The organism is Acidocella sp. (genome assembly GCF_028687955.1).
In the GTDB taxonomy this organism is placed as follows: Bacteria; Pseudomonadota; Alphaproteobacteria; order Acetobacterales; family Acetobacteraceae; genus Acidocella.
On the sequence record NZ_JAQTZC010000029.1, the window covers coordinates 1 to 26,456 of the forward strand.

Consider the following 26,456-nt stretch of genomic DNA (forward strand, 5'->3'; position numbering starts at 1 on the left):
GGGCTGGTATAAGTGTGATCAGGCTCTGGCTATTTTTCAGAGGGCGATTCACGCTTTCGGCTCGCTCGGCTGAGCGAACCTCAAACGATCGCGTTCTAGCGCCCTGGCGGCATCAATATGCTTTTTTCAGCACCTTGTTCTTGCGGCGGCGCTCCTGCTCGTTCGGCTTGGCGCTTTCCTGGCGCGCGGCGCGGGTGAATTTGGTTTTCTCCGGGCGCGGCCCAGGCGCGCGCGCCGGGCCTGCGCCGGGGGCGGTGCTGGGCTCTACCAGCAGATCGGTCACGCCGGGGGCGGTGATGGCGGCGGCGAAGGCTTCGGCCACGGGGGCTGAGATTTCAAACTTGGTTTCACGGTCAAAAATGCGGATGGCGCCGATTTCCGCCTTGGTGATGCCGCCGAGGCGGCAGATCAGCGGGATCAGCCATTTGGGGTCGGCATTATGTTTGCGGCCGATGGGCGAGCGGAACCAGGCCATGGGGGCGTTGTCCGTGCGGCGCTCAAAGGGCGCGTTTTCACGCGCGGGGCGCGGCCCGCGTTCAGGCCGGGTGGCGAAGGGTTCGCGCGGGGCGGGGGGCTGAATGGTCACATTCGCGGGTTCGGGCAGATGTGAGCGGTAGAGGCGGATGAGGGCGGCGGCGATGGTCGCGGCGTCCTGGCGTTCCAGCAGTTTGGCGCCCAGGGCAAGTTCATCCTCGGAGGGGGCGGCGGTGAGGATTTCGTCCTCCAGCAGGCGCTCCTGGTCGCGGGCCTTGATCTGGGCTGCGGTCGGCGGGTCCTGCCAGATGGCCTCGATGTTGGCGGAGCCGAGCAGGAGCTCGGCGCGGCGGCGTTTGGAGGGCGAGACCAGGACCAGGCACATGCCCTTGCGCCCGGCGCGGCCGGTGCGCCCGGAGCGGTGCAGCAAGGTGGCCTTGTTGGCCGGCAGATCGGCATGGATCACAAGGTCAAGGTCTGGCAGGTCGAGCCCGCGGGCGGCGACGTCGGTCGCGATGCAGACCTGGGCGCGGCCTTCACGCAGGGCGTTGAGCGCGGTGTTGCGCTCGTTCTGGGAGAGCTCGCCCGAGAGGGCGACGGCGTTGAAGCCGCGCGCGAGTAGGCTGGCGTGCAGGTGGCGCACGGTGTCACGCGTGGCGCAGAACACCAAGGCGCGGGAATCGTGGAAGCGCAGCAGGTTGACGAGGCTCTGCTCGATCTCGTGGCCGCCGGCGCGGATGGCGCGGTATTCAATGTCGGCATGCGGCTGGTTGCGGGCGACGGTATCGATCCGCAGGGCGTTTTGTTGATATTTGCGGGCGAGGTTGGCGATTTCCCGCGCGATGGTGGCGGAGAACAGCAAGGTGCGGCGGGATTCGGGCGCGGCGGAGAGGATGAACTCCAGCTCATCCTTGAAGCCGAGGTCGAGCATCTCGTCGGCTTCGTCCAGCACCACGGCCTCGCATTCGTCGAGCTTGAGGGCGTCGCGGTTGATATGGTCCTGCAACCGGCCGGGGGTGCCGACCACGATGTGGCAACCGGCGGCGAGCAGACGGGCCTCGCGCCGTGCATCCATGCCGCCGACGCAGGAGACGACGCGCCCGCCGGCCGGCTCGTAAAGCCAGGTGAGTTCGGTATGGACCTGCAAGGCCAGCTCGCGCGTGGGGGCGATGACCAGGACCAGAGGCAGGATGGTGGCGGGCAGGCGCTCGGAATCGCCCAAAATGGTGGATGCCAGCGCCAGGCCGAAGGCCACGGTTTTGCCGGAGCCGGTCTGGGCGGAGACCAGCAGATCGCGGTCCTCGGCCTCGGGCGCGAGCACGGCGAGCTGGACTTCGGTGAGGTCGTTATAGCCGCGCGCGGCCAGGGCGCGCGCGAGCGCCGGATTCTTTATGGGGAAGGGCATGGCGGCTCCTACCCCGGCGCGGGGGCCAGGGCTAGGTCTGCGTGTGAAGTTTGAGCGATGTTTTGGGAAATAACCCGCATTTTAGGTTGCATGAGGGCGCGGGAGGGGTATTTCGGGATTGATGGCGGCGCGGACGTGCCCTATGTTGCCCTCGCTCGGCTGGGCCGGGCAGCTTTAACAATTATACCTGAACGATCACAAGAGGACTATTTAAATAGTGCGACCCCCGAAAAATGACCGCCAGCGGCAACCGCGTCGCCGTGGTTTTGACGACGACAATTTCTTTGGCAATACGCCGCCCCCCCCGCCGTCTTTTTCAGGGTTTGGGTCTGCGTCCTCCGCGCCGGAGGCTAAGGCCACTGTGAAGTGGTACAACTCTGAGAAGGGTTTTGGCTTCGTGGAAATGGCGGATGGCTCGGGCGATGTGTTCTTGCATGCCAATTCCTTGCAGAATGCCGGCTTCCAGGCGGTGACCCCAGGGTCCATCCTACAGGTGCGCGTTGGCCAGGGCCAGAAAGGCCGCCAGGTTGATCAGGTGATTTCCGTCACCGAGGGCACCGGCGAAGCGCCGGCCGGCCGGGGTGGTTTCGGTGGGGATCGTGGCGGGTTCGACCGTCCGCGTCCTTCCGGCCCGCGCGCGCCGCGCCAGCAGGCATCCGGCCCGGCGGTCGAGATGACCGGCATCGTTAAATGGTACAACGCCACCAAGGGCTTTGGCTTTATCAGCCCGCAGAGCGGCGGCAAGGATGTGTTCGTACACGCCACCGCGTTGGAGCAGGCCGGTTTGCCGCCGTTGCAGGAAGGCCAGTCGGTGCGCATGAACGTCGTGCAGGGCGCCAAGGGACCGGAAGTCAGCTCGATCAGCGTCGACTGAGCTTTTCTCCCTGGACGTGATTTTTGAGGCGGGCTCACGGCATGTGGGCCCGCTTTTATTTTGGCATTTTTGTTTTTCGGATGTGAAGGGCGGCAGGAATGGCGTTTAAAGTGAATTACGGGCTGGAGCGGGCGGAGCGCAACCGCGCCAAGCAGGCCAAGAAAGAGGCCAAGGCGAAGGCGAAAAAGAGGCTGGGCGAGGTGGCCGGTGATGAGCAACCGGCGGCTGAGCTGCCGGTTGGTGAGGCGCCGGGCGGAGACGCGGAACAGGCGTGATTTATACCTGTCAGCCTTAAGGCTGACAGGTATGCGCGCGGGGCTGGTGGGGCGGCCGCGCGCAAAATCAAGAGCTTATACCAGCCCGCCACCAAACCCAGAGAGTCAAGCTCTTGGCGGGCTGGTATTAGAGTGCGATCGTTTGAGGTTCGCTCAGCCGAGCGAGCCGAAAGCGTGAATCGCCCTCAGAAAAAAAGGCCTGATCACACTTAAACCAATCAGGCTCTAGAGTGATCTAGCCAGGCAAATGGCGCAGGCTGGCGGCGAAACCGGGGTAGAACGGCTCGATGTCGGCCTCGATTGGCAGCAGGGCTTGCGCCAGCGCGCCGAAATCCACGCCGGGGTAGCGGGTTTTAAGGTTGATTTCGCGGATCGGGTGATGGATGGCGGCCGAGGCGCCCGACAGTGGGCGTAGGACCGATTCGGGGTCGCGCACCAGGGCTTCATAGGTCAGCACATGACCGGGCGGCAGGTTGCGGTAGCGTTGGAAGATCCATTGAATGAGCGCGATCTGGCGCGCCAGCGGGTCTGCGATTTGTTCCAGGCGCTCGCGCAGGGCGGGGGCGTAGGCTTCGGCGGCGGGCATGCGGCCCTGACGGGCGGGGAAATCCACCGATTGCCAGGAGGCCAGCGCGGCCAGCGGGTGTCGAACGATGGCGTAGAACGCGAAGGCTTCCGCCAGTGGCTGGGCCAGGGCGGTGAAGAAGGCCGGGTGCTTGATGAAGAGGTTGAAATCCGCCGTCAGCGGTTTTTCGATTTTGACAGCGGCGACCTTGGCGGCACTGCGCCTGAGGTTTCCGTTGTGGCTCACTTCCTCGAAGGTATTGTCGACCATGAGGCCCGCGCGGCTCATGGAAGGGGCAAAACCATCGCGCAGGATGCCCTCGCGCGTGGCGCGGGCGAAAGCGGCGACCTCGCTGAGGGCCTGCTCGGCGTTGCCGTGCAGCGGGACGCTCATGGGCTCGGTGAGGGCGACGCAGTTGGGCAGCGAATTGAGGCAGGCGCAGACCAAAGTGGTGCCCGAGCGGGGCAGGCCGGTGAGGAGCGTGGTGGTCATGCGGCGTTGAGGAATTGGCGCAGCAGGGTAATGTAGGCGGCGCGCTCGCCCGCGAGGGTGTGGTTTGCCGTCATTTTGGTGCCGGACTCGGCAAGGGCGGCGCGTTGGGCCGGGTTGCGGGCGAGGGCGCGGGCGGCGTCGGCCAGGGCTGCGGCGTTGTATGCGGGCATCAGGCATGTTTCGCCAGGCAGGCAGAAGCCGCGGTTGCCGGTGCAGTCGGGCACCACGATGGCGCGGCCGAGCGCCATGGCCTCCAGCGGCGGAAGGAAGAAGCCTTCGGCGCGCAGCGGCAGCAGCACGCAGATGCTGGCGGCGGCCAGCCGGGCGATGAATTCTTCCCGCGGGCACATGGTTGTCAGCAGGTCGAGCTCTGTTTCGCCTTGCAGCAGGGCTGCGATTTCATGGGCCATTTCCGGGTTTTTAGCGCCGCCGATGAAGATGCGCGCGGGCGCGGTGAGCGGGCGCGGCGGCGGCGGGGTGATCTCGATGCCGTTGCGGATGGTGTGCACCGGGCCGTTGGCGAAGGGGGCGATGGCGTCCGCGACCTGTTGGCTGACGCAAATGCGCAGCGCGGGGCGGGCGAGGTAGGCGAAGAGCGGTGTGCCGGGCTCGGCGTGGCGCAGGCCCTGGATGAGGTTGATGACCGGCGCCGCGCCTGGGGCGATGCCGGCGTCGTCGAGCAGGGACCAGTCCATGCCGGCGAGGAAATAGGCCGGGAAGGGGCGGAGTGTGGTGATCTGCGGGACGCCGCAATGGGCAAACGGGTTACCGGGGACCCCGGCGGAGCCAGGGGTCTGGTAGAGCACTGGCGCGGCGAGGCCGCTGGCTACGGTGTGGCGCAGATAGTCGTGGTGTTTAAGGTGCCCGCCGGAGAAGCCGGTGAAGTCGCGGGTGAACAGCATTTCCATGGTTGAGCGATTACAGCGCGGCGCTGTGGGCGCGGGTGACCCCGGCGGCTTGCAGGCGGCTCCAGGCGGCGGCGAGGGAGGCGTTGAGGTCGATGGCGCGGCAGGCGTCCTCGATGACGGTGGTTTTGAAGCCGAAGCGGCGGGCGTCTTCGGCGGACCAGGCGACGCAATAGTCGGTGGCGAGGCCGCAGAGGTAGAGCTCGGTGATGCCGCGCGAGGTGAAATAGCCGTCCAGCCCGGTTCTGGTGGTGCGGTCGGCTTCCAGGAAGGCTGAGTAGCTGTCGACGTTAGGGTGCAGGCCCTTACGCAGGATCAGCCCGGCGTGGGGGATGGCGAGATCAGGGTGCAAAGCGGCGCCTGGGGTTGTTTGCACGCAATGGGTGGGCCAGAGCACCTGCTCGCCGTAGGGGAGCGCGATTGTCTGGAACGGCTCTTTGCCCGGGTGGCTGGCGGCGAAGGAAATATGGCTGGGGGGGTGCCAGTCCTGCGTGAGGACCACGGTGGCGAATTTGGCGGCGAGGCGGTTGATGAGGGGGATGATGGCGGCGCCGTCCGGCACGGCCAGCGCGCCGCCGGGGCAGAAATCGTTCTGGACATCGATCACCAGCAGGGCGGCGTTGTTTTGCATGGCAGGGATATAAGCAATTTGCCGCCGGAGATATAGACAGGGGGGCGGGTAATACTGTAAGGCTGCGCCCCTCAAGGAACGTGGGAGGTTGGGTGATGGTTCGCCCGGCCGGTTGTACCGCGGTCCGTTGGCGCGTGCCAAAGGATTAAGGAGCCAGAAATGGCAAAGAAGATTGTCGGTTACATCAAGCTGCAGATCCCCGCAGGCAAGGCGAACCCCTCACCGCCGGTGGGTCCGGCGCTGGGCCAACGCGGTTTGAACATCATGCAGTTCGTCAAGGAATTCAATGCCGCCACGCAAGGGCTTGAGCCCGGCATGCCGGTTCCGGTCGTGATCACCGCGTTTGGTGACCGTACCTTCAGCTTCGTGATGAAGACGCCGCCGAACACCTACTTCCTGAAGAAAGCTGCCGGCATCACCAAAGGCACGACCACGCCGGGCAAGGGCGCCGCGGTTGGCAAGGTGACGATGGCGCAGCTGCGCGAGATCGCGGAAAAGAAGATGATCCACATGAACGCCAACGATGTTGATGGCGCGGTGCGGATGTTGATTGGCTCGGCGCGCTCCATGGGCGTGACCGTGGTGGAGGGCTGAACCGATGGCACATGATAAACGCTTGACCGCCGCCCGCGCCAATGTGGACCGCAACAAGAATTATGCCCTGACCGAGGCTGTGGCCCTGGCGAAGGCGAATGCGAAGGCGAAGTTCGATGAGACGATCGAGATTTCGCTGAACCTGGGCATCGACCCGCGCCATGCCGACCAGATGGTGCGTGGCCTGATCTCGCTGCCCAACGGCACCGGCAAGGTGTTGCGCGTGGGTGTGTTCGCCCGTGGCGCCAAGGCTGACGAAGCTCTGGCCGCCGGCGCCGATGTGGTGGGCGCTGACGATCTGGCTGAGAAGGTGCAGGCTGGTGACATTCAGTTCGACCGTTGCATCGCCACCCCGGACATGATGGCGCTGGTTGGCCGTTTGGGTAAGATTTTGGGCCCGCGCGGCCTGATGCCGAACCCGAAGCTCGGCACCGTGACCATGGACGTGAAGGGCGCCGTGACGGCTGCCAAGTCCGGCCAGGTTGAGTTCCGCGCCGAGAAGGCCGGTATCATCCATGCCGGTATCGGCAAGGCGAGCTTTGATGACGCCAGCCTGGTCGAGAACGCGAAGGCGTTGATCGACGCGGTGCAGAAGGCCAAGCCGGTGGGCGCGAAGGGCACCTATTTGCAGAAGGTTGCGATGAGCTCGACGATGGGCCCGGGCATCCGCGTGGATGTGGCGAGCGTTACGGCCTGAGTTTCAGGCTGACGAGATACATGGCGGCTTAACGGCCGCCGTGGGCAGGCGGGGGCAACCCCGCTGATACCTGTCCGAGACCGCTTGCACCGTGAGGTTTGATGGGAGCGATCCCGCAAGTGGTAGACGAGGTGCCAGAGGCTTTGCGTTAAGCAGGGGTTTTGGTGGTTCTGATGAATAGGACAGGCGATTGGTGCTTTGGGATGGTCCTGGAGCACCTTGGGTAATCTGGCGGCGCATCATGTGGTGCGTTGCCGCAAGTTGGAGACGGATGTGGATCGCATAGAGAAGCGTGAATTCGTCGCTGAGTTGTCTACGGTGTTTGCCGAGACCTCGATGGTTGTTGTGACGCGCAATGCGGGCATGACGGTTGCCGAGGTTACGGATCTGCGCCGGAAGATGCGGGCGGCGGGAGCGAGCTTCAAGGTTGCGAAGAATCGTCTGGCTTTGCTTGCTCTTGATGGAACCCGGTTTGACGGTTTGGCCCCCCTGCTGAAGGGGCCCACGGCGATTTCCTGGTCGAAAGACCCGGTTGCCGTGGCGAAAGCCGCTGTCGACTTCGCCAAGACCAATGACAAGTTTGTTCTGGTGGGCGGTGCGCTTGGCACCCAGTTGCTTGATGTAGCTGGTGTTAAGGCGCTTGCCGAACTGCCGTCGCTGGATTCGCTGCGTGCCAAGCTGCTGGGGCTGCTCAATGCTCCCGCAACCAAGGTCGCGGGCGTGCTCCAGGCGCCGGCCGGACAGCTTGCACGGGTTTTCGCGGCGTATGCCGATGCCAACAAGAGCGAGGCGGCCTGAAGGCACTTCGAGATCTTGTCGTAATTCGCGGGGCCGCGTGGTGCGGCCTTGCAATGAACCTATCAAAGCCTACTTACACAAAGGATTTTTTAAATGGCTGACCTGAATGCGCTCGTTGAAGAGCTGTCGAAACTGACCGTGCTGGAGGCCGCTGAGCTCTCCAAGCTCCTCGAAGAGAAGTGGGGCGTTTCCGCCGCTGCGCCGGTGGCTGTTGCCGCTGCGCCGGCCGGTGGTGGCGCTGCCGCGGCTCCTGCTGAAGAGCAGACCGAGTTCACCGTGATCCTCGCCAGCGCTGGCGACAAGAAGATCAACGTCATCAAGGAAATTCGCACCATTACGGGTCTTGGCCTGAAGGAAGCGAAAGACCTGGTTGAGGGCGCCCCGAAGACCGTCAAGGAAAACGCGACGAAGGACGAGGCTGCCGCGATCAAGAAGACACTGGAAGAGAATGGCGCGACGGTCGAAGTCAAGTAATTCACTTATCACCGCCGTGGCCACTGGCCGCGGCGGTTATATGCCTAAAGGGCAGGCGATTACCGTTTGGTGATCGCCTGCCGCCTGTTTTTGTAAGACTGAGCTAAAATTTAAAAGCGAGGGTGAGTACGATGAACGCGATGAATGGTGGTCTGGGTAAAGGGTCTTTCACCGGCCGCAAGCGCATTCGTAAGAGCTTTGGACGCATCCCTGAAGTCGCACCCATGCCAAACCTGATTGATGTGCAACGCGCGAGCTACGACAGCTTTCTGCAGATGCGCGTGAAGCCGGATGCGCGGACGCATTCGGGTATTCAGGAGGTTTTTAAATCGGTATTCCCGATTGATGATTTTGCCGGGCGCGGCCGCCTGGAGTTCGTGCATTACGAGCTGGAAGAGCCGAAGTATGACGTTGAGGAGTGCATTCAGCGCGGCATGACCTATGCGGCGCCGCTGAAGGTGATTCTCCGTTTGATCGTGTGGGATTTGGACGAGGATACCGGCGCCAAGTCAATCCGCGATATTAAAGAGCAGCCCGTTTACATGGGCGACATGCCGCTGATGACTGATAACGGCACGTTCGTGGTCAACGGGACCGAGCGCGTGATCGTTTCGCAGATGCACCGCAGTCCCGGTGTGTTCTTTGACCATGACCGCGGCAAGACGCATTCGTCGGGCAAGTATTTGTTCACCGCGCGGGTGATTCCCTATCGCGGTTCCTGGCTCGATTTCGAGTTCGACGCGAAGGACATCGTGTATGTGCGCATCGACCGCAAGCGCAAGCTGCCGGTGACGACGCTGCTTTACGCGCTCCCCAGCGTTGGCACCGAGGCGCTGCGCGAGGCGCGCGCGGCCAAGGGCGAGAGCCTGGAGATTGCCGAGATTAAAGGCATGGACGCCGAGGAGATTCTGGGCGCGTTTTATGGTCAGGTGCTGTTTACCTGCACCAAGGGGCAGTGGGCGCGCCCGTTCGAGGCGGAGGCGTTCCGTAACCAGAAGCTTATCGAGGATCTGGTGGATGCCGATACGGGTGAGGTGGTCGCCAAGAACGATGAGAAGCTGACGGCGCGGGTGGTTCGCAAGATCGCCGAGAAGACCAAGCGTGTGCTGGTGGCCCGCAACGATCTGCTGGGCCGCTTCATCGCCGTTGACATGTATGACCCGCAGACGGGTGAGATTTTTGCCGAGGCCGGCGAGGAGCTGGTGGAAGCCAAGCTGGCGCTGCTAGAGGGCAAGGGGATTGACGAGCTGCCGACCCTGGCGGTGGATCAGGCCAACGGCCCGTGGATTCGCAACACCCTGGCGGCGGACAAGAACAGCAACCGCGAGGATGCGCTGATCGACATCTACCGCGTGATGCGCCCGGGCGAGCCGCCGACCTCCGAGACCGCCGAGGCGCTGTTCAAGGGGATCTTCTTCGACGCCGACCGCTACGATCTCTCCGCTGTGGGCCGCGTGAAGATGAACATGCGCTTAGGCTTGGAGGCAGAGGACACCGTGCGCGTGCTGCGCAAGGAAGACATTCTGCGCACCGTGAAGATCATGTGCGAGATGAAGGACGGGCGCGGCGCGATCGACGATATTGACAATCTCGGCAACCGGCGGGTGCGTTCGGTCGGTGAGCTGATGGAGAATCAGTATCGCGTGGGCCTGTTGCGCATGGAACGGGCGATCCGCGAGCGGATGGGCTCGGTCGATATCGACAGCGTGATGCCGCATGATTTGATCAACGCCAAGCCGGCGGCGGCCGCGGTGCGCGAGTTCTTTGGCTCCTCGCAGCTCTCGCAGTTCATGGACCAGACCAACCCGCTCTCGGAAGTGACGCATAAGCGCCGCCTCTCGGCGCTTGGGCCAGGTGGCCTGACGCGCGAGCGCGCCGGGTTTGAGGTGCGTGACGTGCATCCGACGCATTACGGACGGATTTGCCCGATTGAGACGCCGGAAGGCCCGAACATCGGGTTGATCAACTCGCTTGCCACCTACGCGAAGGTGAATAAATACGGCTTCATCGAGACGCCTTACCAGCTGGTGAAGGATGGCGTGGTGCAGCCCTCGTGGAAGTATCTCTCCGCGATGGAAGAAGAGCGCCTGACGGTGGCGCAGGCCGATGCGAAGAAGGATGGGGATGGCAAGTTTACCGCCGACCTCGTGTCCGTGCGCCGCAACGGCGACTTCCTTCTGGTCAAGCCCGATGAGGTTACCGCGATTGACGTGTCGCCCAAGCAGCTGGTTTCGGTTGCCGCGGCGTTGATCCCGTTCCTGGAAAATGACGACGCCAACCGCGCGTTGATGGGCTCGAACATGCAGCGCCAGGCGGTGCCGCTGATTCAGTCCGATGCGCCGATCGTGGGCACGGGCATGGAAGCGGCCGTGGCGCGCGACTCCGGGGCGACCATTGTCGCCAAGCGGGCGGGTATGATCGACCAGATCGACGGCGCGCGCATCGTGGTGCGGGCAACGGCCGAGGATGGCTCGACCATGGGCGTGGATATTTACCGGCTGCGTAAGTACATGCGCTCCAACCAGAGCACCTGCATCAACCAGCGGCCCTTGGTGAAGGTTGGTGACAGAGTCGCGGAGGGGGATATCATCGCGGATGGCCCTTCGACCGAGCTGGGCGAATTGGCGCTGGGGCGCAATGCGTTGTGCGCGTTCATGCCCTGGAACGGTTATAACTTCGAAGACTCCATCCTCATCTCCGAGCGGATTGCCCGCGATGACGTGTTCACCTCGATCCATATCGAGGAATTTGAGGTCATGGCGCGCGACACCAAGCTCGGCCAGGAGGAGATCACCCGCGATATTCCCAATGTCGGCGAGGAAGCACTGCGCAACCTCGACGAGGCGGGCATTGTGTATATCGGCGCCGAGGTGAACCCGGGCGATATTCTGGTCGGCAAGGTGACGCCAAAGGGTGAGAGCCCGATGACGCCGGAAGAGAAGCTGCTGCGCGCGATTTTTGGCGAAAAAGCCTCTGACGTGCGCGATACCTCGTTGAAGCTGCCCCCGGGTGTGGCGGGAACCATTGTTGACGTGCGGGTGTTCAACCGCCGCGGCGTGGACAAGGACGAGCGCGCGCTGGCGATTGAGCGGGCGGAAATCGAGCGGCTGGCGAAGGACCGTGACGATGAACGCGCGATTCAGGAGCGCTCGTTCCTGAACCGGCTGCGCGAGACGCTGCTGGGCCAGATTGCCGGTTCGGGCTTCAAGGGCATTAAGGCGGGGACTGAGATCACCTCCGAAGTGCTGGCTGAGCATCCGCGCGGCGCCTGGCGCAATGTGGTGGTGCAGGACGACGCCGTGATGGCGCAGATCGAAATTCTCAAGCGCGAGTTTGATGCGGCGGTGAAGCGCTTGCAGGAGCGTTTCGAGAGCAAGGTTGAGAAGCTGCAGCGCGGCGACGAGATGCTGCCTGGCGTGATGAAGATGGTCAAGGTGTTCGTGGCGGTGAAGCGTAAGCTGCAGCCGGGCGATAAGATGGCCGGACGCCACGGCAACAAGGGTGTGGTCTCACGGGTTGTGCCGGTTGAGGACATGCCGTTCCTGCCGGATGGCACGCCGGTTGACCTGGTGCTGAACCCGCTGGGTGTGCCCTCGCGCATGAACGTCGGGCAGATTCTGGAAGTGCATCTGGGCTGGGCTTGCGCGAATCTGGGCAAGCAGATCGGCGTGGCGGTGGAAGAATACCGCCGCACCGGCGAGGCCAAGCTGGAGCTGCTGGACCTGTTGAAGGATGTCTATGGCGAGGAGATTTACAACGCGCAGATCGCCGGCATGGATGACGGGGCGCTGATCGAGCTGTGCGGCAACCTCAAGAAGGGCGTGCCGATTGCGACGCCGGTGTTCGACGGCGCGCGCATCCCCGATATTGAGGCGATGCTGGCGAAGGCGGGCATGGATGTGTCCGGGCAGTCGGTGCTGGTGGATGGCCGCACGGGTGAGCCGTTCGAGCGCAAGGTGACGGTTGGGTATATGTATATGCTCAAGCTGCATCATCTGGTCGACGACAAGATCCATGCGCGCTCGATCGGGCCGTATTCGCTCGTGACACAGCAGCCGCTGGGCGGCAAGGCGCAGTTCGGCGGCCAGCGCTTCGGTGAAATGGAAGTGTGGGCGCTGGAGGCTTACGGCGCGGCGTACACCTTGCAGGAAATGCTGACGGTGAAATCTGATGACGTTTCCGGCCGGACCAAGGTTTATGAGGCGATTGTGCGCGAGCAGGATAATTTCGAGGCTGGTATTCCCGAGAGCTTCAACGTGCTGCTGAAAGAGCTGAAGTCGCTTGGGCTTAACGTCGATCTGGAACAGAGCGCTACCTAATCTATAGCCGGGTGCGGGGGTGACCACGCATCCGGCGGTTCAAGGGTGATGAACGATGAATGATTTAATGAAGATTCTTGGCCAGACCGGTCAGGCCGCGACTTTCGATCAGATCAAGATCCAGATCGCCTCGCCGGAGCAGATCCGCAGCTGGTCCTACGGTGAGATCAAGAAGCCGGAGACGATCAACTACCGGACCTTCAAGCCCGAGCGGGACGGCCTGTTCTGCGCGCGGATTTTTGGCCCGATCAAGGATTACGAATGCCTGTGCGGTAAGTACAAGCGGATGAAGTTCCGCGGCATCATCTGCGAAAAATGCGGCGTTGAGGTGACGCTGGCGAAGGTGCGCCGCGAGCGCATGGGCCATATTGAGCTGGCCTCGCCGGTCGCGCATATCTGGTTCCTCAAGTCGCTGCCGAGCCGCATCGCGACGATGCTGGATATGACGCTTAAAGATGTCGAGAAGGTGCTGTATTTCGAGTCGTATATCGTGCTCGAGCCGGGCACGACCGACCTCAAGCTGCACCAGCTGATCTCGGAAGACGAGCTTTACAATAAGCAGGATGAATTTGGCGAGGACGGGTTCCGCGCCAGCATCGGCGCCGAGGCGATCAAGCATATCCTGCTGGGCATCGACCTCGCCGAGGACAAGGCGCGCATGCGCGCCGAGCTGAAGGAGACCAATTCCGAGACCAAGCGCAAGAAGCTGGTCAAGCGGTTGAAGCTGGTTGAGAACTTCCTCGACTCGGGCACGCATCCGGAATGGATGGTGCTGGATGTGGTGCCGGTGATCCCGCCTGAGCTGCGCCCGCTGGTGCCGCTGGATGGCGGGCGCTTCGCCACCTCCGATTTGAACGATTTGTACCGCCGCGTGATCAACCGAAACAACCGCCTGAAGCGGCTGATGGAACTGCGCGCGCCGGATATCATCGTGCGCAACGAGAAGCGCATGTTGCAGGAATCGGTGGACGCGCTGTTCGATAACGGCCGCCGCGGCCGTGCAATTACGGGCACCAACAAGCGCCCGCTGAAGTCGCTCTCCGACATGCTGAAGGGCAAGCAGGGCCGTTTCCGGCAGAATCTGCTGGGCAAGCGCGTCGATTATTCCGGCCGTTCGGTCATCGTGGTGGGGCCGGAGCTGAAGCTGCACCAGTGCGGCCTGCCCAAGAAGATGGCGCTGGAGCTGTTCAAGCCGTTCATCTACGCCAAGCTGGAGAAATACGGCTTGGCGACGACCATCAAGGCCGCGAAACGGATGGTTGAGAAGGAGCGTCCCGAGGTTTGGGATATTCTTGAAGAGGTGATCCGCGAGCATCCGGTGATGCTGAACCGCGCGCCGACGCTGCATCGCCTGGGCATCCAAGCGTTCGAGCCGGTGTTGATCGAGGGCAAGGCAATTCAGCTGCACCCGCTGGTTTGCACCGCCTTCAACGCGGATTTCGACGGCGACCAGATGGCGGTGCATGTGCCGCTCTCCATCGAGGCGCAGCTGGAAGCGCGTGTGCTGATGATGTCGACCAACAACATCCTCTCACCCGCGAACGGCAAGCCGATTATTGTGCCGAGCCAGGATATCGTGCTCGGGCTGTATTATCTCTCGCTGGAGACCACCGAGTTCGGCGTGACCCAGGATGAGGATGCGCGCGCGTTCGGCTCGGTTGCCGAGATCGAATTCGCGATGTCGGCCGGGGCGCTGAAGCTGCATGACAAGATCCGCGCGCGGGTCGAATCGATCGGCCATGACGACGTGAAGAAGAAGTCCATCGTGGTGACGACGCCGGGGCGGATGCTGATCGGCCAGTTGCTGCCGCTCAATCCGAATGTGCCGTTCTCGGTTGTCAACAAGATGCTGACCAAGAAGAACGTCTCCGACGTGATCGACCTTGTGTACCGCCATTGCGGGCAGAAGGAGGCGGTGATTTTCTGCGACCGCATGATGGGGCTTGGCTTTAAGCATGCGGCGCGGGCGGGTATTTCGTTCGGCAAGGACGATATGCGGATCCCCGACTCCAAGGCCGGGCTGGTGGCGGCCACCCAGGCGGAAGTGCGCGAGTTCGAGCAGCAGTATCAGGATGGTCTGATCACGGCAGGCGAGCGCTATAATAAAGTGGTTGACGCCTGGTCACGTTGTAAGGACCTGGTCGCCACGGCGATGATGAAGGAGATCTCGCGCCAGGAGATCGGCAAGCAGACCAACTCGGTGTGGATGATGAGCCACTCCGGCGCGCGTGGGTCGCCGGCGCAGATGTCGCAGCTGGCGGGTATGCGCGGGTTGATGGCCAAGCCTTCGGGCGAGATCATCGAGCAGCCGATCATTGCGAACTTTAAAGAGGGTCTTTCGGTTCTCGATTACTTCAACTCCACCCACGGCGCCCGTAAGGGACTTGCCGATACGGCGTTGAAGACCGCGAACTCAGGGTATCTGACGCGCCGTTTGGTCGACGTGGCGCAGGATTGCATCATCATCGAGGAAGATTGCGGCACGGAGCGGGGCCTGACGGTCAGCGCTGTGATGGATGGTGGTGAGGTCGTCTCCAGCCTGGCCGAGCGCGTGCTGGGCCGGACCACGGCGGCGGCGGTGCTCGATCCGGCCAGCGGGACCGAGATTGTCGCGGCGAATGTGTTGATCGAGGAATCCGAGGCCGAGAAGATCGAGAAGTCGGGCGTGGAGTCGGTGAAGATCCGCTCCGTGCTCACCTGCGATACCAAGATCGGGGTTTGCGGCCATTGCTATGGGCGCGATCTGGCGCGCGGAACGCCGGTGAATGCCGGCGAGGCCGTGGGCGTGATCGCGGCGCAGTCAATCGGTGAACCGGGCACGCAGCTGACCATGCGTACCTTCCATATTGGCGGTGCGGCGCAGCGTGGGGCCGAGCAGTCCAACGTGGAGGCCAGCCATGACGGCACCATCGCGATCAGGAACCGCAACGTGGTGACGAACAGCCAGGGCGTGCCGGTGGTGATGAGCCGTAATTGCGAAATTATCATTACCGATAACGCCAACCGGGAGCGCGCGCGCTTCCGTGTACCCTACGGCGCGCGGCTGCTGGGCGACGAGGGGGCAACGGTGACGCGCGGCCAGAAGCTGGCCGAGTGGGATCCCTACACCCTGCCGATCATCACCGAGCGCGCGGGTATCGTGGAATACGCGGATCTGATCGAGGGCATCACGCTGGTGGAGCGGGTTGACGAGGTGACGGGTCTGACCTCGAAGGTCGTGGTCGACTATAAGCAGTCAGCCCGCGGGGCGGATTTGCGGCCGCGGCTGCTGCTGAAGGACGCCAAGGGCGAGATCGTGCGCCTGACCAACGGCGCCGAGGCGCGCTACTTCCTGGCGCCGGACTCCATCCTCTCGGTGGAACCCGGGGCAAGCGTGGCCGATGGCGACGTGCTGGCGCGGATTCCGCGCGAAGGTTCCAAGACCCGCGACATCACCGGCGGTCTGCCGCGGGTGGCGGAGTTGTTCGAGGCGCGGCGGCCGAAGGATCATGCGATTATCGCGGAAATCGACGGGCGCGTGGAGTTCGGCAAGGATTACAAGGCCAAGCGCCGCGTGATCGTGAAGAACGACGAGACCGGGGAAGATACTGAGTATCTGGTGCCCAAGGGCAAGCATGTGTCCGTGCAGGAGGGCGATTATGTCCGCCGGGGCGACCCGCTGGTGGATGGCCCGCGCGTGCCGCATGACATTCTGCGCGTGCTCGGCGTTGAAGCACTGTCTGACTATCTGGTGAATGAAATCCAGGACGTCTATCGTCTGCAGGGCGTGAAGATCAACGATAAGCATATTGAAGTGATCGTGCGCCAGATGCTGCAGAAGGTTGAAATCACCGAGGCGGGGGACACTACCTTCCTGGTGGGCGAGCTGGTGGACCGGGTGGAGTTCGACATCGAGAACGGCAAGCTGGCCGAGGACGAACGCAAGGCCGTGGCCTTGCCGGTGCTCCAGGGAATCACCAAGGCGAGCTTGCAGACGCAGAGCTTCATCTCGGCCGCTTCCTTCCAGGAGACGACTCGGGTGCTCACCGAAGCGGCCACCGCCGGCAAGATGGATTCGCTGTCGGGCCTGAAGGAGAACGTGATCGTCGGGCGGTTGATCCCGGCGGGTACGGGCAGCGTGATGAACCGTCTGCGCTCCGTTGCGGCCGGGCGGGACCGCCAGGCCCTGGGCGGGCAGCGCCCCGCGCTGAGCAAGCCGGAATACGCCGCGGAGTAGGCTGGAGACAGCCTGTTTGGCCGGTTATATGGAACGGCGCCCCGCCCTGGGGCGCCGTTTCGCGTTGTGGCGGGCGGGCGGCGCGCGCGAGCCATGCCCAAAACCGTTACCTGGGTTTTTCTGACATTGAGTCGGGCGCTAATGCTTGACTTGGGGGTGGGGGGCTCTTAAGGAAGGCGCTCTCGTGGCTCTGGGACTTCTTCAGGCGCGGGTTGTCGATGAAAAATCTGGCGCGTGCGGCGCCGTCCCGGGAGACCGGGACTAAGGCCGCGTGCTGGAGGCGTTTCCGCAAGCAGGATGTTCCGGCTTGCGGCCGTTTTTTATGGATGACCTGATCTGGAATAATCCGGGGTACGGGGAACACACGAAGCAGGATGAGATATGCCGACCATTAATCAGTTGATCGCCAAGGGCCGTGAGCCCGCGCCGAAGCGGAACAAGGTGCCGGCCCTTGAGGGTTGCCCCCAGAAGCGCGGCGTTTGCACGCGCGTTTATACGACCACGCCGAAGAAGCCGAACTCGGCGCTTCGTAAGGTCGCCAAGGTGCGCCTGACCAATGGTTTCGAGGTGGTGAGCTACATCCCCGGTGAAGGCCATAACCTGCAGGAGCACTCCGTGGTGCTGATCCGCGGCGGCCGCGTGAAAGACTTGCCGGGCGTGCGCTACCACATCCTGCGCGGTGTGCTGGATACGCAGGGCTTGCCCAAGCGCCGTAAGCGCCGCTCGCTGTATGGCGCGAAGCGGCCGAAGTAAGAGAGAGCAGAGATATGAGCAGACGCCACCGCGCCGTAAAACGCGAAGTTCTCCCGGATGCAAAGTTCGGGGATATTGTGATCAGCCGTTTTATGAACGTGCTGATGTACGATGGTAAGAAATCCGCCGCCGAAGGCATTGTCTACGGTGCGCTTGATGTGTTGAAGAAGCGTGGCGGGGCGAATGCCGACCCGGTGCGCCTGTTCCACGAAGCGCTCGACAATGTGAAGCCGGCGATTGAAGTGCGTTCGCGCCGCGTTGGTGGTGCGACCTATCAGGTGCCGGTTGAAGTGCGCTCCGAGCGCCGCCAGGCTCTGGCGATCCGCTGGATCATCGACTCAGCCCGCAAGCGCGGCGAGCATACGATGGAAGAGCGTCTCTCCAACGAACTGCAGGATGCGGTGAACAATCGCGGTTCTGCTGTTAAAAAGCGTGAGGACACCCACCGTATGGCCGAAGCCAACAAGGCTTTCAGCCATTACCGCTGGTAAATACGACAACCAAATCTTTAAGTTTTTAGCCCGCACGGAGCAGACAAATGGCCAAATCAAAATTTGAGCGGAATAAGCCGCATCTGAACATTGGCACGATCGGCCACGTCGATCATGGCAAGACCTCGCTGACAGCCGCCATCACCAAGGTGTTGGCGAAGTCTGGCGGCGCGACCTTCACCGCTTACGATATGATCGACAAGGCGCCGGAAGAGCGCGCCCGCGGCATCACGATCTCGACCGCCCACGTTGAGTACGAGACTGCCAACCGCCATTACGCCCACGTCGACTGCCCCGGCCACGCTGACTATGTGAAGAACATGATCACCGGCGCCGCGCAGATGGACGGCGCGATCCTCGTTGTTTCCGCGGCTGACGGCCCGATGCCGCAGACCCGTGAGCACATCCTGCTCGCCCGCCAGGTTGGCGTGCCGGCGCTGGTCGTGTTCCTGAACAAGATGGACCTGGCTGACCCCGATCTGGTTGAGCTGGTTGAGATGGAAGTGCGCGAGCTGCTGAGCAAGTACGGCTTCGACGGTGACAATATCCCGGTCATCAAGGGTTCGGCTGTTGCCGCCCTGGAAGACAAGACCCCGGAAATTGGCGAGCAGGCGATCCTGGAGCTGATGAAGGCGGTTGACGAGTACATTCCGCAGCCGGAACGCGCTATTGACAAGCCCTTCCTGATGCCGGTCGAAGACGTGTTCTCGATTTCCGGCCGTGGCACCGTGGCCACCGGGCGCGTTGAGCGCGGCGTGATCAAGGTTGGTGAGGAAGTTGAGATCGTTGGTCTGCGTCCGACGACCAAAACCATTGTCACCGGCGTTGAAATGTTCCGCAAGTTGCTCGATCAGGGCGAAGCCGGCGACAATATCGGTGCGCTGCTGCGCGGCACCAAGCGTGAAGACATTGAGCGCGGCCAGGTTCTGGCGGCTCCGGGCTCCATCACACCGCACACCAAGTTCCAGGGTCAGGCCTATATTCTGACGAAGGAAGAGGGTGGCCGTCATACCCCGTTCTTCACCAACTATCGCCCGCAGTTCTACTTCCGCACCACCGACGTGACCGGTGTGGTGACCCTGCAGGAGGGCACCGAGATGGTGATGCCTGGTGATAACGTGACGATCGACGTTGAGTTGATCGCGCCAATTGCCATGGATGATGGTCTGCGCTTCGCCATCCGCGAAGGCGGCCGGACCGTTGGTTCGGGCGTTGTCGCCAAGGTAACGAAGTAAGTTTCGGCCCCCCTGTATCTGTGAAAAGAGCTTGAGTTAAGATGGACAACCAAAACATCCGTATCCGCCTGAAGGCGTATGATCACCGCGTGCTGGACAACAGCACGAAGGACATCGTCAACACGGCGAAGCGTACAGGCGCGCAGGTGCGGGGGCCAATTCCGTTGCCGACACATATCGAGCGGTTCACCGTGAACCGCTCGCCGCATGTGGACAAGAAGAGCCGCGAGCAGTTCGAGATTCGGACTCATCGTCGCTTGCTGGATATCGTTGACCCGACCCCGCAGACCGTGGACGCGCTGATGAAGCTGGACCTCGCTGCGGGCGTTGAAGTCGAAATTAAGATCTAAGCTTAGGTGGTATTATGCGTACCGGTGTAATTGCAAAAAAACTGGGGATGACCCGGTTGTTCAAAGAGGACGGCACGCATGTGCCGGTCACGGTTCTTCACCTCGACGAGGTGCGGGTTGTGGCGGCGCGGACTGTTGAAAACGACGGCTACTCCGCTGTGCAGCTCGGCTTTGGCAAGGCCAAGCCGAAGAATGTGAGCAAGCCGCAGAAGGGGCATTTCGCGAAGGCTCAGGTGGAACCTTCGATGAAGCTGGTTGAGTTCCGCGTTGCGGACGATGCGCTGCTGCAGCCTGGCGCGCAGCTTTCGCCGTCGCATTTCTCGGTTGGCCAGTTTGTCGACGTGGCGGGCATCACCAAGGGTAAGGGCTTTGCCGGTGGCATGAAGCGCTGGAACTTCGCGGGTCTTGAGGCCTCGCACGGCGTTTCCGTCAGCCATCGTAGCCTTGGCTCGACCGGTAACCGTCAGGATCCGGGCAAGACCTTCAAGAACAAGAAAATGCCTGGCCATCTCGGCCAGGAGCGCGTGACCACGCTGAACCTGCAGGTTGCGGGGCTGGATGAGGAGCGCAATCTTGTGCTCATCCGTGGCGCTGTGCCGGGCTCCAAGGGCAGCTATGTTCTGCTGCGCGATGCGATCAAGAAGGCACGGCCGGCTGATGCCGCCTACCCTGCAGCATTGAAGGGTTGAGCCGATGAAATATGATATTTACGATATGGATGCGAAAACCGCTGGCAGCGCAGAGCTGCCGGACGAGATTTTCGGTATTGCGCCGCGCGCGGATGTGATTGCGCGCGTGATTCACTGGCAGCTGGCCAAGCGCCGCTCCGGCAACCATAAGGCCAAGGGCATGGGCGAGGTTTCGGGCACGACCCGCAAGCCGTTCAAGCAGAAGGGCACGGGTAATGCGCGTCAGGGTTCTTTGCGCGCGCCGCAGTTCCGGACGGGTGGCGTGGTGCATGGGCCGGTTGTGCGTGACCATGGCTATAACCTGAACAAGAAGGTCCGCCGTCTGGGCCTGCTTTCGGTGCTCTCGCTGAAGGCTGCCGAGGGCAAGCTGGTTGTTCTGGATGCTGTCGGCTCTTTGGAGAAGACCAAGGATGTGGCCGCGAAGGTGAAGAACTTCGGCTGGAAGTCGGCGTTGATCGTCGATGCCGCCGTGGACCAGAATTTCCTGCGTGCCAGCCGCAATGTCCAGGGTTTGGATATTTTGCCGGTGATTGGCGCCAATGTGTACGACATCGTGCAGCATGACGTGCTGGTGATCACCAAGGCCGGCATTGATGGCTTGAAGGAGCGCCTGGCATGAGCACCCTGAAGATTACGCCGGAGCGGATGTACGAAGTCGTGCGCGCGCCGCATATCACCGAGAAGGCAACGCTGCTTTCCGAGAAGAACCAGTTTGTTTTCAAGGTTGCGTCCGATGCGACGAAGCCGGAAATCAAGGCGGCGATCGAGACCCTGTTCAAAGTAAAAGTAACTGGTGTGAATACGTTGATCACCAAGGGCAAGACCAAGCGGTTCAAGGGCCGTCCTGGTGTGCGCTCTGACGTGAAGAAAGCGTTCGTGACCCTCGCCGAAGGCGAGAGCATCGATTTCACAACCGGTCTGGCATAAGGCGCGGACTATGGCACTGAAGCATTTTAATCCCGTCACGGCGAGCCTTCGCGGCACCGTCCTGATTGACCGCAGCGAGCTGTGGAGAGGCAAGCCTGTTAAAGGGCTGACCGAGGGCAAGCATTCGACCGGCGGGCGTAACAACCACGGCCGCATCACCAGCCGGTTCCGCGGCGGTGGACACAAGCAGTCGTATCGTGTTGTTGATTTCAAGCGCCGCAAATTTGATGTGGCGGCGACGGTCGAGCGTCTGGAATATGACCCGAACCGCACCGCGTTCATCGCGCTGATCAAATATGCGGATGGCGAGCTGGCTTACATCCTGGCGCCGCAGCGCCTGAAGGCTGGCGATCCGGTGATTTCTGGTCTGCGCGTTGATATTAAGCCCGGCAATGCGATGCCGCTGGCCGCGATCCCAGTTGGCACGATCATCCATAACATCGAGCTCAAAGTGGGCGCCGGTGGCAAGATGGCACGCTCGGCCGGCACTTTCGCGCAGCTGGTTGGCAAGGACCAAGGTTATGCCCAGGTCAAGCTGATGTCCGGTGAGCTTCGCATTGTGCGCGCTGAGTGCATGGCGACGATCGGCGCGGTTTCGAACGCTGATCACCAGAACGAGCAGCTTGGCAAGGCTGGCCGCCGGGTGTGGATGGGCCGCCGTCCGCATAACCGCGGTGTTGTGATGAACCCGGTTGATCACCCGCATGGTGGTGGTGAGGGCCGTACCTCTGGTGGCCGGCATCCGGTTACGCCGTGGGGCAAGCCGACCAAGGGTGCGAAGACGCGTAGCAATAAACGTACGGATGATCTCATCATCCGCCGCGCTAAGAGCGGGAAGGGCTGATAGATGTCACGTTCTGTTTGGAAAGGCCCGTTTGTTGACGGGTATCTGTTGGGTAAGGCGGAGGCATCGCGCGCTTCTGGCCGCAATGAGATCATCAAGATCTGGTCGCGCCGCTCTACCATTCTGCCGCAATTCGTGGGGCTGACGTTTGGCGTCTACAACGGCAAGAAGTTCCTGCCGGTGCAGGTGAACGAAAACATGGTTGGCCATAAGTTCGGTGAATTCTCGCCGACACGGACCTTTACGGGTCATTCGGCCGACAAGAAAGCGAAGCGGGGCTGAGATGAGCAAACCGAAAGCCGAACGCGGCCTTGAGGACATTCAGGCACAGGCGATTACGCGCAATATGCGCGTGAGCCCGCGCAAGCTGAATCTGGTCGCTGAATCGATTCGCAACCTGCCAGCTGGCCGCGCCCTCGCGGATCTGACCTTCAGCAAGCGCCGCATCGCCAAGCAGGTGAAGAAGACGCTTGAGAGCGCGATTGCGAATGCCGAGAACAACCATCAGCTCGACGTTGATAAGCTGGTTGTGAAGCTGGCCGAAGTGGGCCGTGGCATTGTGATGAAGCGTTTCCATGCGCGTGGCCGCGGCCGTTCCGCGACCGTGGAGAAGTGGTTCAGCCATCTGAAGATCGTGGTGGAGGAGCGTGAGCCGTCTGAGAAGGCGATGCGCGATACCCGCCCGGGTCACAAGAAGTCTGAAACCGCTAAAGCAGCCGGGGAGGCCGCATAACATGGGTCACAAGATCAATCCGATCGGGCTGCGCCTTGGCATTACCCGTACGTGGGACAGCCGCTGGTATGCTGGCAAGGACTATGCCCGTCTGCTGCATGATGATTTGAAGCTGCGCAACCATTTGCGCGCCAAGCTTAGCCAGGCTGGTGTTTCCAAGGTGGTGATCGAGCGCCCGGCGAAGAAGCCGCGCGTGACGATTTATGCCGCGCGCCCTGGTGTCGTGATCGGCAAGAAGGGCCAGGACATCGATTCGCTGCGCAAGGAATTGTCAGCGATGGCGAAGGCCGAGGTTTCCTTGAACATCATGGAAATCCGCAAGCCGGAAATTGACGCAACGCTGGTGGCCGAGAATATCGCGCAGCAGCTGGAGCGCCGCGTGGCTTTCCGCCGTGCGATGAAGCGCGCGGTGCAGTCCGCGATGCGCCTTGGCGCGCAGGGGATCAAGATCACCTGCGGCGGCCGTTTGGGCGGCGCTGAAATCGCGCGTGTTGAGTGGTATCGTGAGGGCCGGGTGCCTTTGCACACGCTGCGCGCTGATCTCGACTACGGTGTGGCCACGGCGAAGACGACCTATGGCGCTTGCGGCGTGAAGGTTTGGATTTTCAAGGGTGAAGTTCTGGTGCAGGACCCGCTGGCGCAAGACAAGCGCGCGGCCGAGCAAGCACCGCAGCGCTAAGGATTTTTTGCGATGATGTCTCCTAAGCGTACAAAGTTCCGTAAAGCTCACAAGGGCCGTATTCACGGCCTGGCCAAGGGCAACACGCAGCTTAACTTTGGTGCTTTCGGTCTGAAGGCTCTGGAGCCGGAACGTATTACCGCGCGCCAGATTGAGTCGGCCCGCCGCGCCATCACCCGCGCCATGAAGCGTGCGGGGCGCGTGTGGATCCGGATTTTCCCGGATCTGCCGGTCTCCACCAAGCCGGCTGAAGTGCGTATGGGCTCGGGCAAGGGTAGCCCTGAGTTCTGGGTTGCGCGCGTGCATCCTGGCCGCATTGTGTTTGAGATCGACGGCGTTGCTGAGCCGCTGGCCCGCGAGGCCCTGGCTCTGGGGGCAGCGAAGCTGCCGATCAGGACGAAATTTGTTACCCGGATTGGAGATGCGTGAGATGACGGTTGCAAGCGACATCCGTGCGAAGACGCCGGACGAACTGACGAGCTTGTTGCTCGATCTGCGCAAGGAGCAGTTCAATCTGCGTTTCCAGCGCGCGACCGGCCAGCAGGAGAACACCAGCCGCGTGCGTGCGGTGCGGCGCGATATTGCACGGGTGAAGACAATTCTGGCTGAGCGCGCGCGTTCGGCAGTTGCGGGTTAAGAGGATAACATGCCGAAACGTGTTCTGACCGGGCGGGTTGTGAGCGACAAGATGGACAAGACCATTACGGTTCTTGTTGAGCGTCGTATCATGCATCCGCTGTACAAAAAATTCATCCGCCGCTCGAAGAAATATGCGGCGCATGATGAAGCCAATGTCTGTGTTGAGGGTGATCTGGTCCGCATTGAGGAATGCGCGCCGATCAGCAAGCGCAAGACCTGGATCGTGACTGAGCGCAATGGTTCGGCACTTGCCGAGTCGCAGGCCAGCGTCTGAGGGATTTGAAAAATGATTATCGTAGAGTCGAACCTCGATGTGGCTGACAACTCCGGTGCGCGGCGCGTGCAGTGCATCAAGGTGCTCGGCGGCTCCAAGCGCAAGACGGCGTCTGTCGGTGATGTGATCGTGGTTTCCATCAAGGATGCCATTCCGCGCGGCAAGGTGAAGAAGGGCGATGTGCACCAGGCTGTGGTTGTGCGGACGGCCTTCCCGGTGCGCCGCGCTGATGGCAGTGCCATCCGTTTTGACCGCAATGCGGCTGTTTTGCTGAACAAGCAGGGTGAGCCGATCGGGACTCGTATTTTTGGGCCGGTGGTGCGTGAGCTTCGCGCGAAGAAGTTCATGAAGATCATCAGCCTGGCGCCGGAGGTGCTGTAATATGGCTGCTCGTATTAAGAAGGGCGACAAGGTCCTGGTTATTTCTGGTGCTTCCAAGGGAAGCCGCGGCGAAGTGCTGCGCGTGATTCCTAAGGAAGACCGCGCCGTGGTGCAGGGCGTGGCGGTAGCGAAGCTCCACACCAAGCCGAAAGGCATGGGGCAGCCGGGCGGTATCGTAGAACGCGAGGCTGCTGTGCATTTATCCAATCTGGCATTGATCGACCCGAGCACGGATAAGCCTACGAAGGTTGGCTTCCGCGTTCTGGATGGTGGCCGCAAAGTTCGTGTTGCTCGCAAGAGCGGCACGGCGATTGATGGCTGAGGAGGCCGCAATGAGTGAAGTGAAAGCCCTGCCGCGCCTGCAGACGTACTACCGCGAGGTTGTGCGGGAGCAGATGCTGAAGGAATTCAGCTACAAGAACCCGTTTGAAGTGCCGACGCTGGAAAAGATCGTCATTAATATGGGTGTTGGTGAAGCTGCTGCCGACCAGAAGAAGCTGGACGCCGCCGTTGCTGAGCTAACCCTCATCGCCGGGCAGAAGCCGGTGAAGACGATTGCGAAGAAGGCTATCGCCGGATTCAAGATTCGCGCTGGCCTGCCGATCGGCTGTAAGGTTACGCTGCGCAAGGCCAAGATGTACGAATTTCTTGACCGTCTGGTGACCATCGCGTTGCCGCGCGTGCGCGACTTCCGCGGCATTCCGGGGAATAAGGGCTTTGATGGCCGCGGCAACTTCGCCATGGGTCTCAAGGAACAGATTATTTTCCCTGAAATTGTCTACGACAAGGTTGATGCGATCCGCGGCATGGACATCATTTTCGTGACCACCGCGAAAACGGATGCCGAGGCGAAGGCCTTGCTCAAGGGGTTCAATCTACCGTTCGCCAAGTGAACGTTTGATTTTTTAAGAGTTTTGGAAAACGGCTGGGCTGATCCAGTAGGTTCCGGAGGGGTTGCAAAAATATGGCTAAGACATCGCAGGTCAACCGAAATGGAAAGCGCGAGCGCATGGCCGCCCGTGACAAGAGCAAGCGTGCCGCGCTGAAGGATGTGATCATGGATCGCACGCTTCCGGTGGAAGATCGTTTTGAGGCGAGCATCAAGCTGGCGGAACTGCCGCGCAACGGCGCGAAGGTTCGCGTTCGTTTGCGCTGCGAGCTGACCGGCCGTTCGCGCGGTAATTATCGTAAATTCAAGCTTTGCCGAATCGCTTTCCGCGATCTGGCCAGCCAGGGTCAGATCCCTGGCGTTGTTAAAGCCAGCTGGTAAGGAAAGGGCGCTAGAATGTCGATGTCCGATCCGTTGGGTGATATGCTCACCCGTATTCGTAATGCGCAGCACGCGCGTCTCACCATGTGTGTTGCGCCGGCTTCCAATTTGCGCGCCAATGTTCTGGACGTGTTGAAGCGCGAGGGCTTTATTCGCGGGTTCACCCGTGAGGAAGTGCGCCCTGGTATCGCCCAGCTGCGCATCGAGCTGAAATACAGCGAGGGTCAGCCGGTGATCAAAGAGATCAGCCGCGTGTCACGCCCTGGCCGGCGCGTGTATTCCAAGATCAAGGAACTGCCGCGCGTGTATTCGGGTCTCGGTGTTTCCATCCTCTCCACGCCGCGCGGCGTGATGAGCGATGTGGAAGCCCGCGCCGCCAATGTTGGCGGCGAAGTTCTCTGCCGCGTCTTTTAAGGGGAGAGCAAGATATGTCACGTGTTGGCAAATATCCCGTCGAACTTCCCGCTGGCGT

31 protein-coding genes are annotated in these 26,456 nt (G+C 61.9%); 27 read left to right on the plus strand and 4 right to left on the minus strand.

The window, feature by feature from the left end; all coding sequences use genetic code 11:
• Nucleotides 1-112 precede the first annotated feature (112 nt).
• Complete coding sequence (locus PHE40_RS05580) at nt 113-1,879, minus strand: DEAD/DEAH box helicase (protein WP_299959226.1); 1,767 nt, start codon at nt 1,877-1,879, stop codon at nt 113-115.
• A gap of 361 nt (nt 1,880-2,240) precedes the next feature.
• Here PHE40_RS05580 and PHE40_RS05585 point away from each other — a divergent pair, with 361 nt between their 5' ends.
• Both PHE40_RS05585 and PHE40_RS05590 read left to right on the plus strand, forming a co-directional pair.
• The gene (locus PHE40_RS05585; protein ID WP_366523586.1) at nt 2,241-2,753 is read left to right on the plus strand and encodes a cold-shock protein; all 513 of its coding nucleotides are present in this window, start codon (nt 2,241-2,243) and stop codon (nt 2,751-2,753) included.
• 98 nt (nt 2,754-2,851) lie between these two features.
• Complete coding sequence (locus tag PHE40_RS05590; RefSeq protein WP_299959232.1) at nt 2,852-3,028, plus strand: hypothetical protein; 177 nt, start codon at nt 2,852-2,854, stop codon at nt 3,026-3,028.
• A 235-nt stretch (nt 3,029-3,263) separates the two neighbouring features.
• On the opposite strand, the gene PHE40_RS05595 is transcribed toward PHE40_RS05590, so the two are convergent.
• The 3 genes from PHE40_RS05595 to pncA are packed head-to-tail and all read right to left on the minus strand — an operon-like array spanning nt 3,264 to nt 5,621.
• Nucleotides 3,264-4,085: a sulfotransferase gene (locus PHE40_RS05595; protein ID WP_299959234.1), complete on the minus strand. Its 822-nt coding sequence runs from the start codon at nt 4,083-4,085 to the stop codon at nt 3,264-3,266.
• Nucleotides 4,082-4,993, minus strand: a complete 912-nt coding sequence (locus PHE40_RS05600; protein WP_299959237.1) for a glycosyltransferase — start codon at nt 4,991-4,993, stop codon at nt 4,082-4,084. Before PHE40_RS05600 ends, PHE40_RS05595 begins: the two co-directional genes overlap by 4 nt.
• 10 nt (nt 4,994-5,003) lie before the next feature.
• On the minus strand, nt 5,004-5,621 hold the full coding sequence (gene pncA / locus PHE40_RS05605) for a bifunctional nicotinamidase/pyrazinamidase (protein ID WP_299959239.1): 618 nt from the start codon (nt 5,619-5,621) through the stop codon (nt 5,004-5,006).
• Between the two features lie 159 nt (nt 5,622-5,780).
• Here pncA and rplK point away from each other — a divergent pair, with 159 nt between their 5' ends.
• The 25 genes from rplK (at nt 5,781) to rpsH (ending at nt 26,398) form a co-directional block, all read left to right on the plus strand.
• Nucleotides 5,781-6,215, plus strand: coding sequence for a 50S ribosomal protein L11 (rplK, locus tag PHE40_RS05610; protein WP_284257388.1), 435 nt, complete (start codon nt 5,781-5,783; stop codon nt 6,213-6,215).
• 4 nt (nt 6,216-6,219) lie between these two features.
• Nucleotides 6,220-6,912: a 50S ribosomal protein L1 gene (rplA, locus tag PHE40_RS05615; protein WP_299959241.1), complete on the plus strand. Its 693-nt coding sequence runs from the start codon at nt 6,220-6,222 to the stop codon at nt 6,910-6,912.
• 273 nt (nt 6,913-7,185) lie between these two features.
• Nucleotides 7,186-7,710 (plus strand): 50S ribosomal protein L10, encoded by a 525-nt coding sequence (rplJ, locus tag PHE40_RS05620; RefSeq protein ID WP_291424953.1) that lies wholly within the window; start codon nt 7,186-7,188, stop codon nt 7,708-7,710.
• A 93-nt stretch (nt 7,711-7,803) separates the two neighbouring features.
• Nucleotides 7,804-8,184, plus strand: coding sequence for a 50S ribosomal protein L7/L12 (gene rplL, locus PHE40_RS05625; RefSeq protein WP_299959243.1), 381 nt, complete (start codon nt 7,804-7,806; stop codon nt 8,182-8,184).
• Nucleotides 8,185-8,315: 131 nt separating this feature from the next.
• On the plus strand, nt 8,316-12,503 hold the full coding sequence (gene rpoB, locus PHE40_RS05630; protein ID WP_299959246.1) for a DNA-directed RNA polymerase subunit beta: 4,188 nt from the start codon (nt 8,316-8,318) through the stop codon (nt 12,501-12,503).
• Nucleotides 12,504-12,558: 55 nt separating this feature from the next.
• Complete coding sequence (rpoC, locus tag PHE40_RS05635) at nt 12,559-16,719, plus strand: DNA-directed RNA polymerase subunit beta' (protein ID WP_299959249.1); 4,161 nt, start codon at nt 12,559-12,561, stop codon at nt 16,717-16,719.
• A gap of 381 nt (nt 16,720-17,100) precedes the next feature.
• The gene (rpsL, locus tag PHE40_RS05640) at nt 17,101-17,472 is read left to right on the plus strand and encodes a 30S ribosomal protein S12 (protein WP_183265836.1); all 372 of its coding nucleotides are present in this window, start codon (nt 17,101-17,103) and stop codon (nt 17,470-17,472) included.
• A gap of 14 nt (nt 17,473-17,486) precedes the next feature.
• A complete protein-coding gene (rpsG, locus tag PHE40_RS05645) occupies nt 17,487-17,963 on the plus strand; it encodes a 30S ribosomal protein S7 (protein ID WP_299959252.1) in 477 nt (158 codons plus the stop codon).
• Nucleotides 17,964-18,010: 47 nt separating this feature from the next.
• Nucleotides 18,011-19,198, plus strand: a complete 1,188-nt coding sequence (gene tuf / locus PHE40_RS05650; RefSeq protein WP_299959254.1) for an elongation factor Tu — start codon at nt 18,011-18,013, stop codon at nt 19,196-19,198.
• A gap of 41 nt (nt 19,199-19,239) precedes the next feature.
• A complete protein-coding gene (gene rpsJ / locus PHE40_RS05655) occupies nt 19,240-19,548 on the plus strand; it encodes a 30S ribosomal protein S10 (protein ID WP_008494541.1) in 309 nt (102 codons plus the stop codon).
• A gap of 14 nt (nt 19,549-19,562) precedes the next feature.
• Nucleotides 19,563-20,237 carry a 50S ribosomal protein L3 gene (rplC, locus tag PHE40_RS05660; protein WP_299959257.1) on the plus strand — a complete coding sequence of 225 codons (675 nt, stop codon included), beginning with the start codon at nt 19,563-19,565 and terminating at the stop codon, nt 20,235-20,237.
• 4 nt (nt 20,238-20,241) lie between these two features.
• Complete coding sequence (rplD, locus tag PHE40_RS05665) at nt 20,242-20,856, plus strand: 50S ribosomal protein L4 (RefSeq protein ID WP_299959260.1); 615 nt, start codon at nt 20,242-20,244, stop codon at nt 20,854-20,856.
• Complete coding sequence (locus PHE40_RS05670) at nt 20,853-21,164, plus strand: 50S ribosomal protein L23 (protein ID WP_299959263.1); 312 nt, start codon at nt 20,853-20,855, stop codon at nt 21,162-21,164. Before rplD ends, PHE40_RS05670 begins: the two co-directional genes overlap by 4 nt.
• Nucleotides 21,165-21,174: 10 nt before the next feature.
• Nucleotides 21,175-22,008 carry a 50S ribosomal protein L2 gene (gene rplB, locus PHE40_RS05675; protein ID WP_299959266.1) on the plus strand — a complete coding sequence of 278 codons (834 nt, stop codon included), beginning with the start codon at nt 21,175-21,177 and terminating at the stop codon, nt 22,006-22,008.
• Nucleotides 22,009-22,011: 3 nt separating this feature from the next.
• Nucleotides 22,012-22,290: a 30S ribosomal protein S19 gene (gene rpsS, locus PHE40_RS05680; RefSeq protein ID WP_284257400.1), complete on the plus strand. Its 279-nt coding sequence runs from the start codon at nt 22,012-22,014 to the stop codon at nt 22,288-22,290.
• A 1-nt stretch (nt 22,291) separates the two neighbouring features.
• Nucleotides 22,292-22,741 carry a 50S ribosomal protein L22 gene (gene rplV / locus PHE40_RS05685; RefSeq protein WP_299959271.1) on the plus strand — a complete coding sequence of 150 codons (450 nt, stop codon included), beginning with the start codon at nt 22,292-22,294 and terminating at the stop codon, nt 22,739-22,741.
• A 1-nt stretch (nt 22,742) separates the two neighbouring features.
• On the plus strand, nt 22,743-23,420 hold the full coding sequence (rpsC, locus tag PHE40_RS05690) for a 30S ribosomal protein S3 (RefSeq protein WP_299959274.1): 678 nt from the start codon (nt 22,743-22,745) through the stop codon (nt 23,418-23,420).
• 12 nt (nt 23,421-23,432) lie between these two features.
• On the plus strand, nt 23,433-23,849 hold the full coding sequence (rplP, locus tag PHE40_RS05695; RefSeq protein ID WP_284257403.1) for a 50S ribosomal protein L16: 417 nt from the start codon (nt 23,433-23,435) through the stop codon (nt 23,847-23,849).
• Between the two features lies 1 nt (nt 23,850).
• Nucleotides 23,851-24,057, plus strand: coding sequence for a 50S ribosomal protein L29 (gene rpmC, locus PHE40_RS05700; RefSeq protein WP_284257442.1), 207 nt, complete (start codon nt 23,851-23,853; stop codon nt 24,055-24,057).
• 9 nt (nt 24,058-24,066) lie between these two features.
• Complete coding sequence (gene rpsQ, locus PHE40_RS05705) at nt 24,067-24,333, plus strand: 30S ribosomal protein S17 (RefSeq protein WP_284257404.1); 267 nt, start codon at nt 24,067-24,069, stop codon at nt 24,331-24,333.
• 12 nt (nt 24,334-24,345) lie between these two features.
• A complete protein-coding gene (gene rplN / locus PHE40_RS05710; protein ID WP_299959281.1) occupies nt 24,346-24,714 on the plus strand; it encodes a 50S ribosomal protein L14 in 369 nt (122 codons plus the stop codon).
• A 1-nt stretch (nt 24,715) separates the two neighbouring features.
• Nucleotides 24,716-25,036, plus strand: coding sequence for a 50S ribosomal protein L24 (gene rplX / locus PHE40_RS05715; protein ID WP_299959284.1), 321 nt, complete (start codon nt 24,716-24,718; stop codon nt 25,034-25,036).
• Between the two features lie 10 nt (nt 25,037-25,046).
• Entirely contained in the window at nt 25,047-25,607 is a 561-nt protein-coding gene (gene rplE, locus PHE40_RS05720; protein ID WP_299959287.1) for a 50S ribosomal protein L5, read from the plus strand.
• Between the two features lie 71 nt (nt 25,608-25,678).
• The gene (gene rpsN / locus PHE40_RS05725; protein WP_299959289.1) at nt 25,679-25,984 is read left to right on the plus strand and encodes a 30S ribosomal protein S14; all 306 of its coding nucleotides are present in this window, start codon (nt 25,679-25,681) and stop codon (nt 25,982-25,984) included.
• A 15-nt stretch (nt 25,985-25,999) separates the two neighbouring features.
• Nucleotides 26,000-26,398 (plus strand): 30S ribosomal protein S8, encoded by a 399-nt coding sequence (rpsH, locus tag PHE40_RS05730; RefSeq protein WP_299959291.1) that lies wholly within the window; start codon nt 26,000-26,002, stop codon nt 26,396-26,398.
• Nucleotides 26,399-26,456 lie beyond the last annotated feature (58 nt).

What these genes read in the sequence shown, in the direction of transcription:
- rplD (WP_299959260.1), top strand. Translation starts at nt 20,242, where the DNA reads ATGAAATATGATATTTACGATATGGATGCGAAAACCGCTGGCAGCGCA.
- rpoC (WP_299959249.1), top strand. Translation starts at nt 12,559, where the DNA reads ATGAATGATTTAATGAAGATTCTTGGCCAGACCGGTCAGGCCGCGACT.
- rplX (WP_299959284.1), top strand. Translation starts at nt 24,716, where the DNA reads ATGGCTGCTCGTATTAAGAAGGGCGACAAGGTCCTGGTTATTTCTGGT.
- tuf (WP_299959254.1), top strand. Translation starts at nt 18,011, where the DNA reads ATGGCCAAATCAAAATTTGAGCGGAATAAGCCGCATCTGAACATTGGC.
- rpsS (WP_284257400.1), top strand. Translation starts at nt 22,012, where the DNA reads ATGTCACGTTCTGTTTGGAAAGGCCCGTTTGTTGACGGGTATCTGTTG.
- PHE40_RS05600 (WP_299959237.1), bottom strand. Translation starts at nt 4,993, where the DNA reads ATGGAAATGCTGTTCACCCGCGACTTCACCGGCTTCTCCGGCGGGCAC.
- rplE (WP_299959287.1), top strand. Translation starts at nt 25,047, where the DNA reads ATGAGTGAAGTGAAAGCCCTGCCGCGCCTGCAGACGTACTACCGCGAG.
- rpoB (WP_299959246.1), top strand. Translation starts at nt 8,316, where the DNA reads ATGAACGCGATGAATGGTGGTCTGGGTAAAGGGTCTTTCACCGGCCGC.
- rpsC (WP_299959274.1), top strand. Translation starts at nt 22,743, where the DNA reads ATGGGTCACAAGATCAATCCGATCGGGCTGCGCCTTGGCATTACCCGT.
- rpmC (WP_284257442.1), top strand. Translation starts at nt 23,851, where the DNA reads ATGACGGTTGCAAGCGACATCCGTGCGAAGACGCCGGACGAACTGACG.
- rpsJ (WP_008494541.1), top strand. Translation starts at nt 19,240, where the DNA reads ATGGACAACCAAAACATCCGTATCCGCCTGAAGGCGTATGATCACCGC.
- rplB (WP_299959266.1), top strand. Translation starts at nt 21,175, where the DNA reads ATGGCACTGAAGCATTTTAATCCCGTCACGGCGAGCCTTCGCGGCACC.
- rpsL (WP_183265836.1), top strand. Translation starts at nt 17,101, where the DNA reads ATGCCGACCATTAATCAGTTGATCGCCAAGGGCCGTGAGCCCGCGCCG.
- rplP (WP_284257403.1), top strand. Translation starts at nt 23,433, where the DNA reads ATGATGTCTCCTAAGCGTACAAAGTTCCGTAAAGCTCACAAGGGCCGT.
- rplA (WP_299959241.1), top strand. Translation starts at nt 6,220, where the DNA reads ATGGCACATGATAAACGCTTGACCGCCGCCCGCGCCAATGTGGACCGC.
- rpsG (WP_299959252.1), top strand. Translation starts at nt 17,487, where the DNA reads ATGAGCAGACGCCACCGCGCCGTAAAACGCGAAGTTCTCCCGGATGCA.
- PHE40_RS05595 (WP_299959234.1), bottom strand. Translation starts at nt 4,085, where the DNA reads ATGACCACCACGCTCCTCACCGGCCTGCCCCGCTCGGGCACCACTTTG.
- PHE40_RS05580 (WP_299959226.1), bottom strand. Translation starts at nt 1,879, where the DNA reads ATGCCCTTCCCCATAAAGAATCCGGCGCTCGCGCGCGCCCTGGCCGCG.
- rpsQ (WP_284257404.1), top strand. Translation starts at nt 24,067, where the DNA reads ATGCCGAAACGTGTTCTGACCGGGCGGGTTGTGAGCGACAAGATGGAC.
- pncA (WP_299959239.1), bottom strand. Translation starts at nt 5,621, where the DNA reads ATGCAAAACAACGCCGCCCTGCTGGTGATCGATGTCCAGAACGATTTC.
- rplL (WP_299959243.1), top strand. Translation starts at nt 7,804, where the DNA reads ATGGCTGACCTGAATGCGCTCGTTGAAGAGCTGTCGAAACTGACCGTG.
- rplN (WP_299959281.1), top strand. Translation starts at nt 24,346, where the DNA reads ATGATTATCGTAGAGTCGAACCTCGATGTGGCTGACAACTCCGGTGCG.
- rplC (WP_299959257.1), top strand. Translation starts at nt 19,563, where the DNA reads ATGCGTACCGGTGTAATTGCAAAAAAACTGGGGATGACCCGGTTGTTC.
- rplV (WP_299959271.1), top strand. Translation starts at nt 22,292, where the DNA reads ATGAGCAAACCGAAAGCCGAACGCGGCCTTGAGGACATTCAGGCACAG.
- rplK (WP_284257388.1), top strand. Translation starts at nt 5,781, where the DNA reads ATGGCAAAGAAGATTGTCGGTTACATCAAGCTGCAGATCCCCGCAGGC.
- rpsN (WP_299959289.1), top strand. Translation starts at nt 25,679, where the DNA reads ATGGCTAAGACATCGCAGGTCAACCGAAATGGAAAGCGCGAGCGCATG.
- PHE40_RS05590 (WP_299959232.1), top strand. Translation starts at nt 2,852, where the DNA reads ATGGCGTTTAAAGTGAATTACGGGCTGGAGCGGGCGGAGCGCAACCGC.
- PHE40_RS05670 (WP_299959263.1), top strand. Translation starts at nt 20,853, where the DNA reads ATGAGCACCCTGAAGATTACGCCGGAGCGGATGTACGAAGTCGTGCGC.
- rpsH (WP_299959291.1), top strand. Translation starts at nt 26,000, where the DNA reads ATGTCGATGTCCGATCCGTTGGGTGATATGCTCACCCGTATTCGTAAT.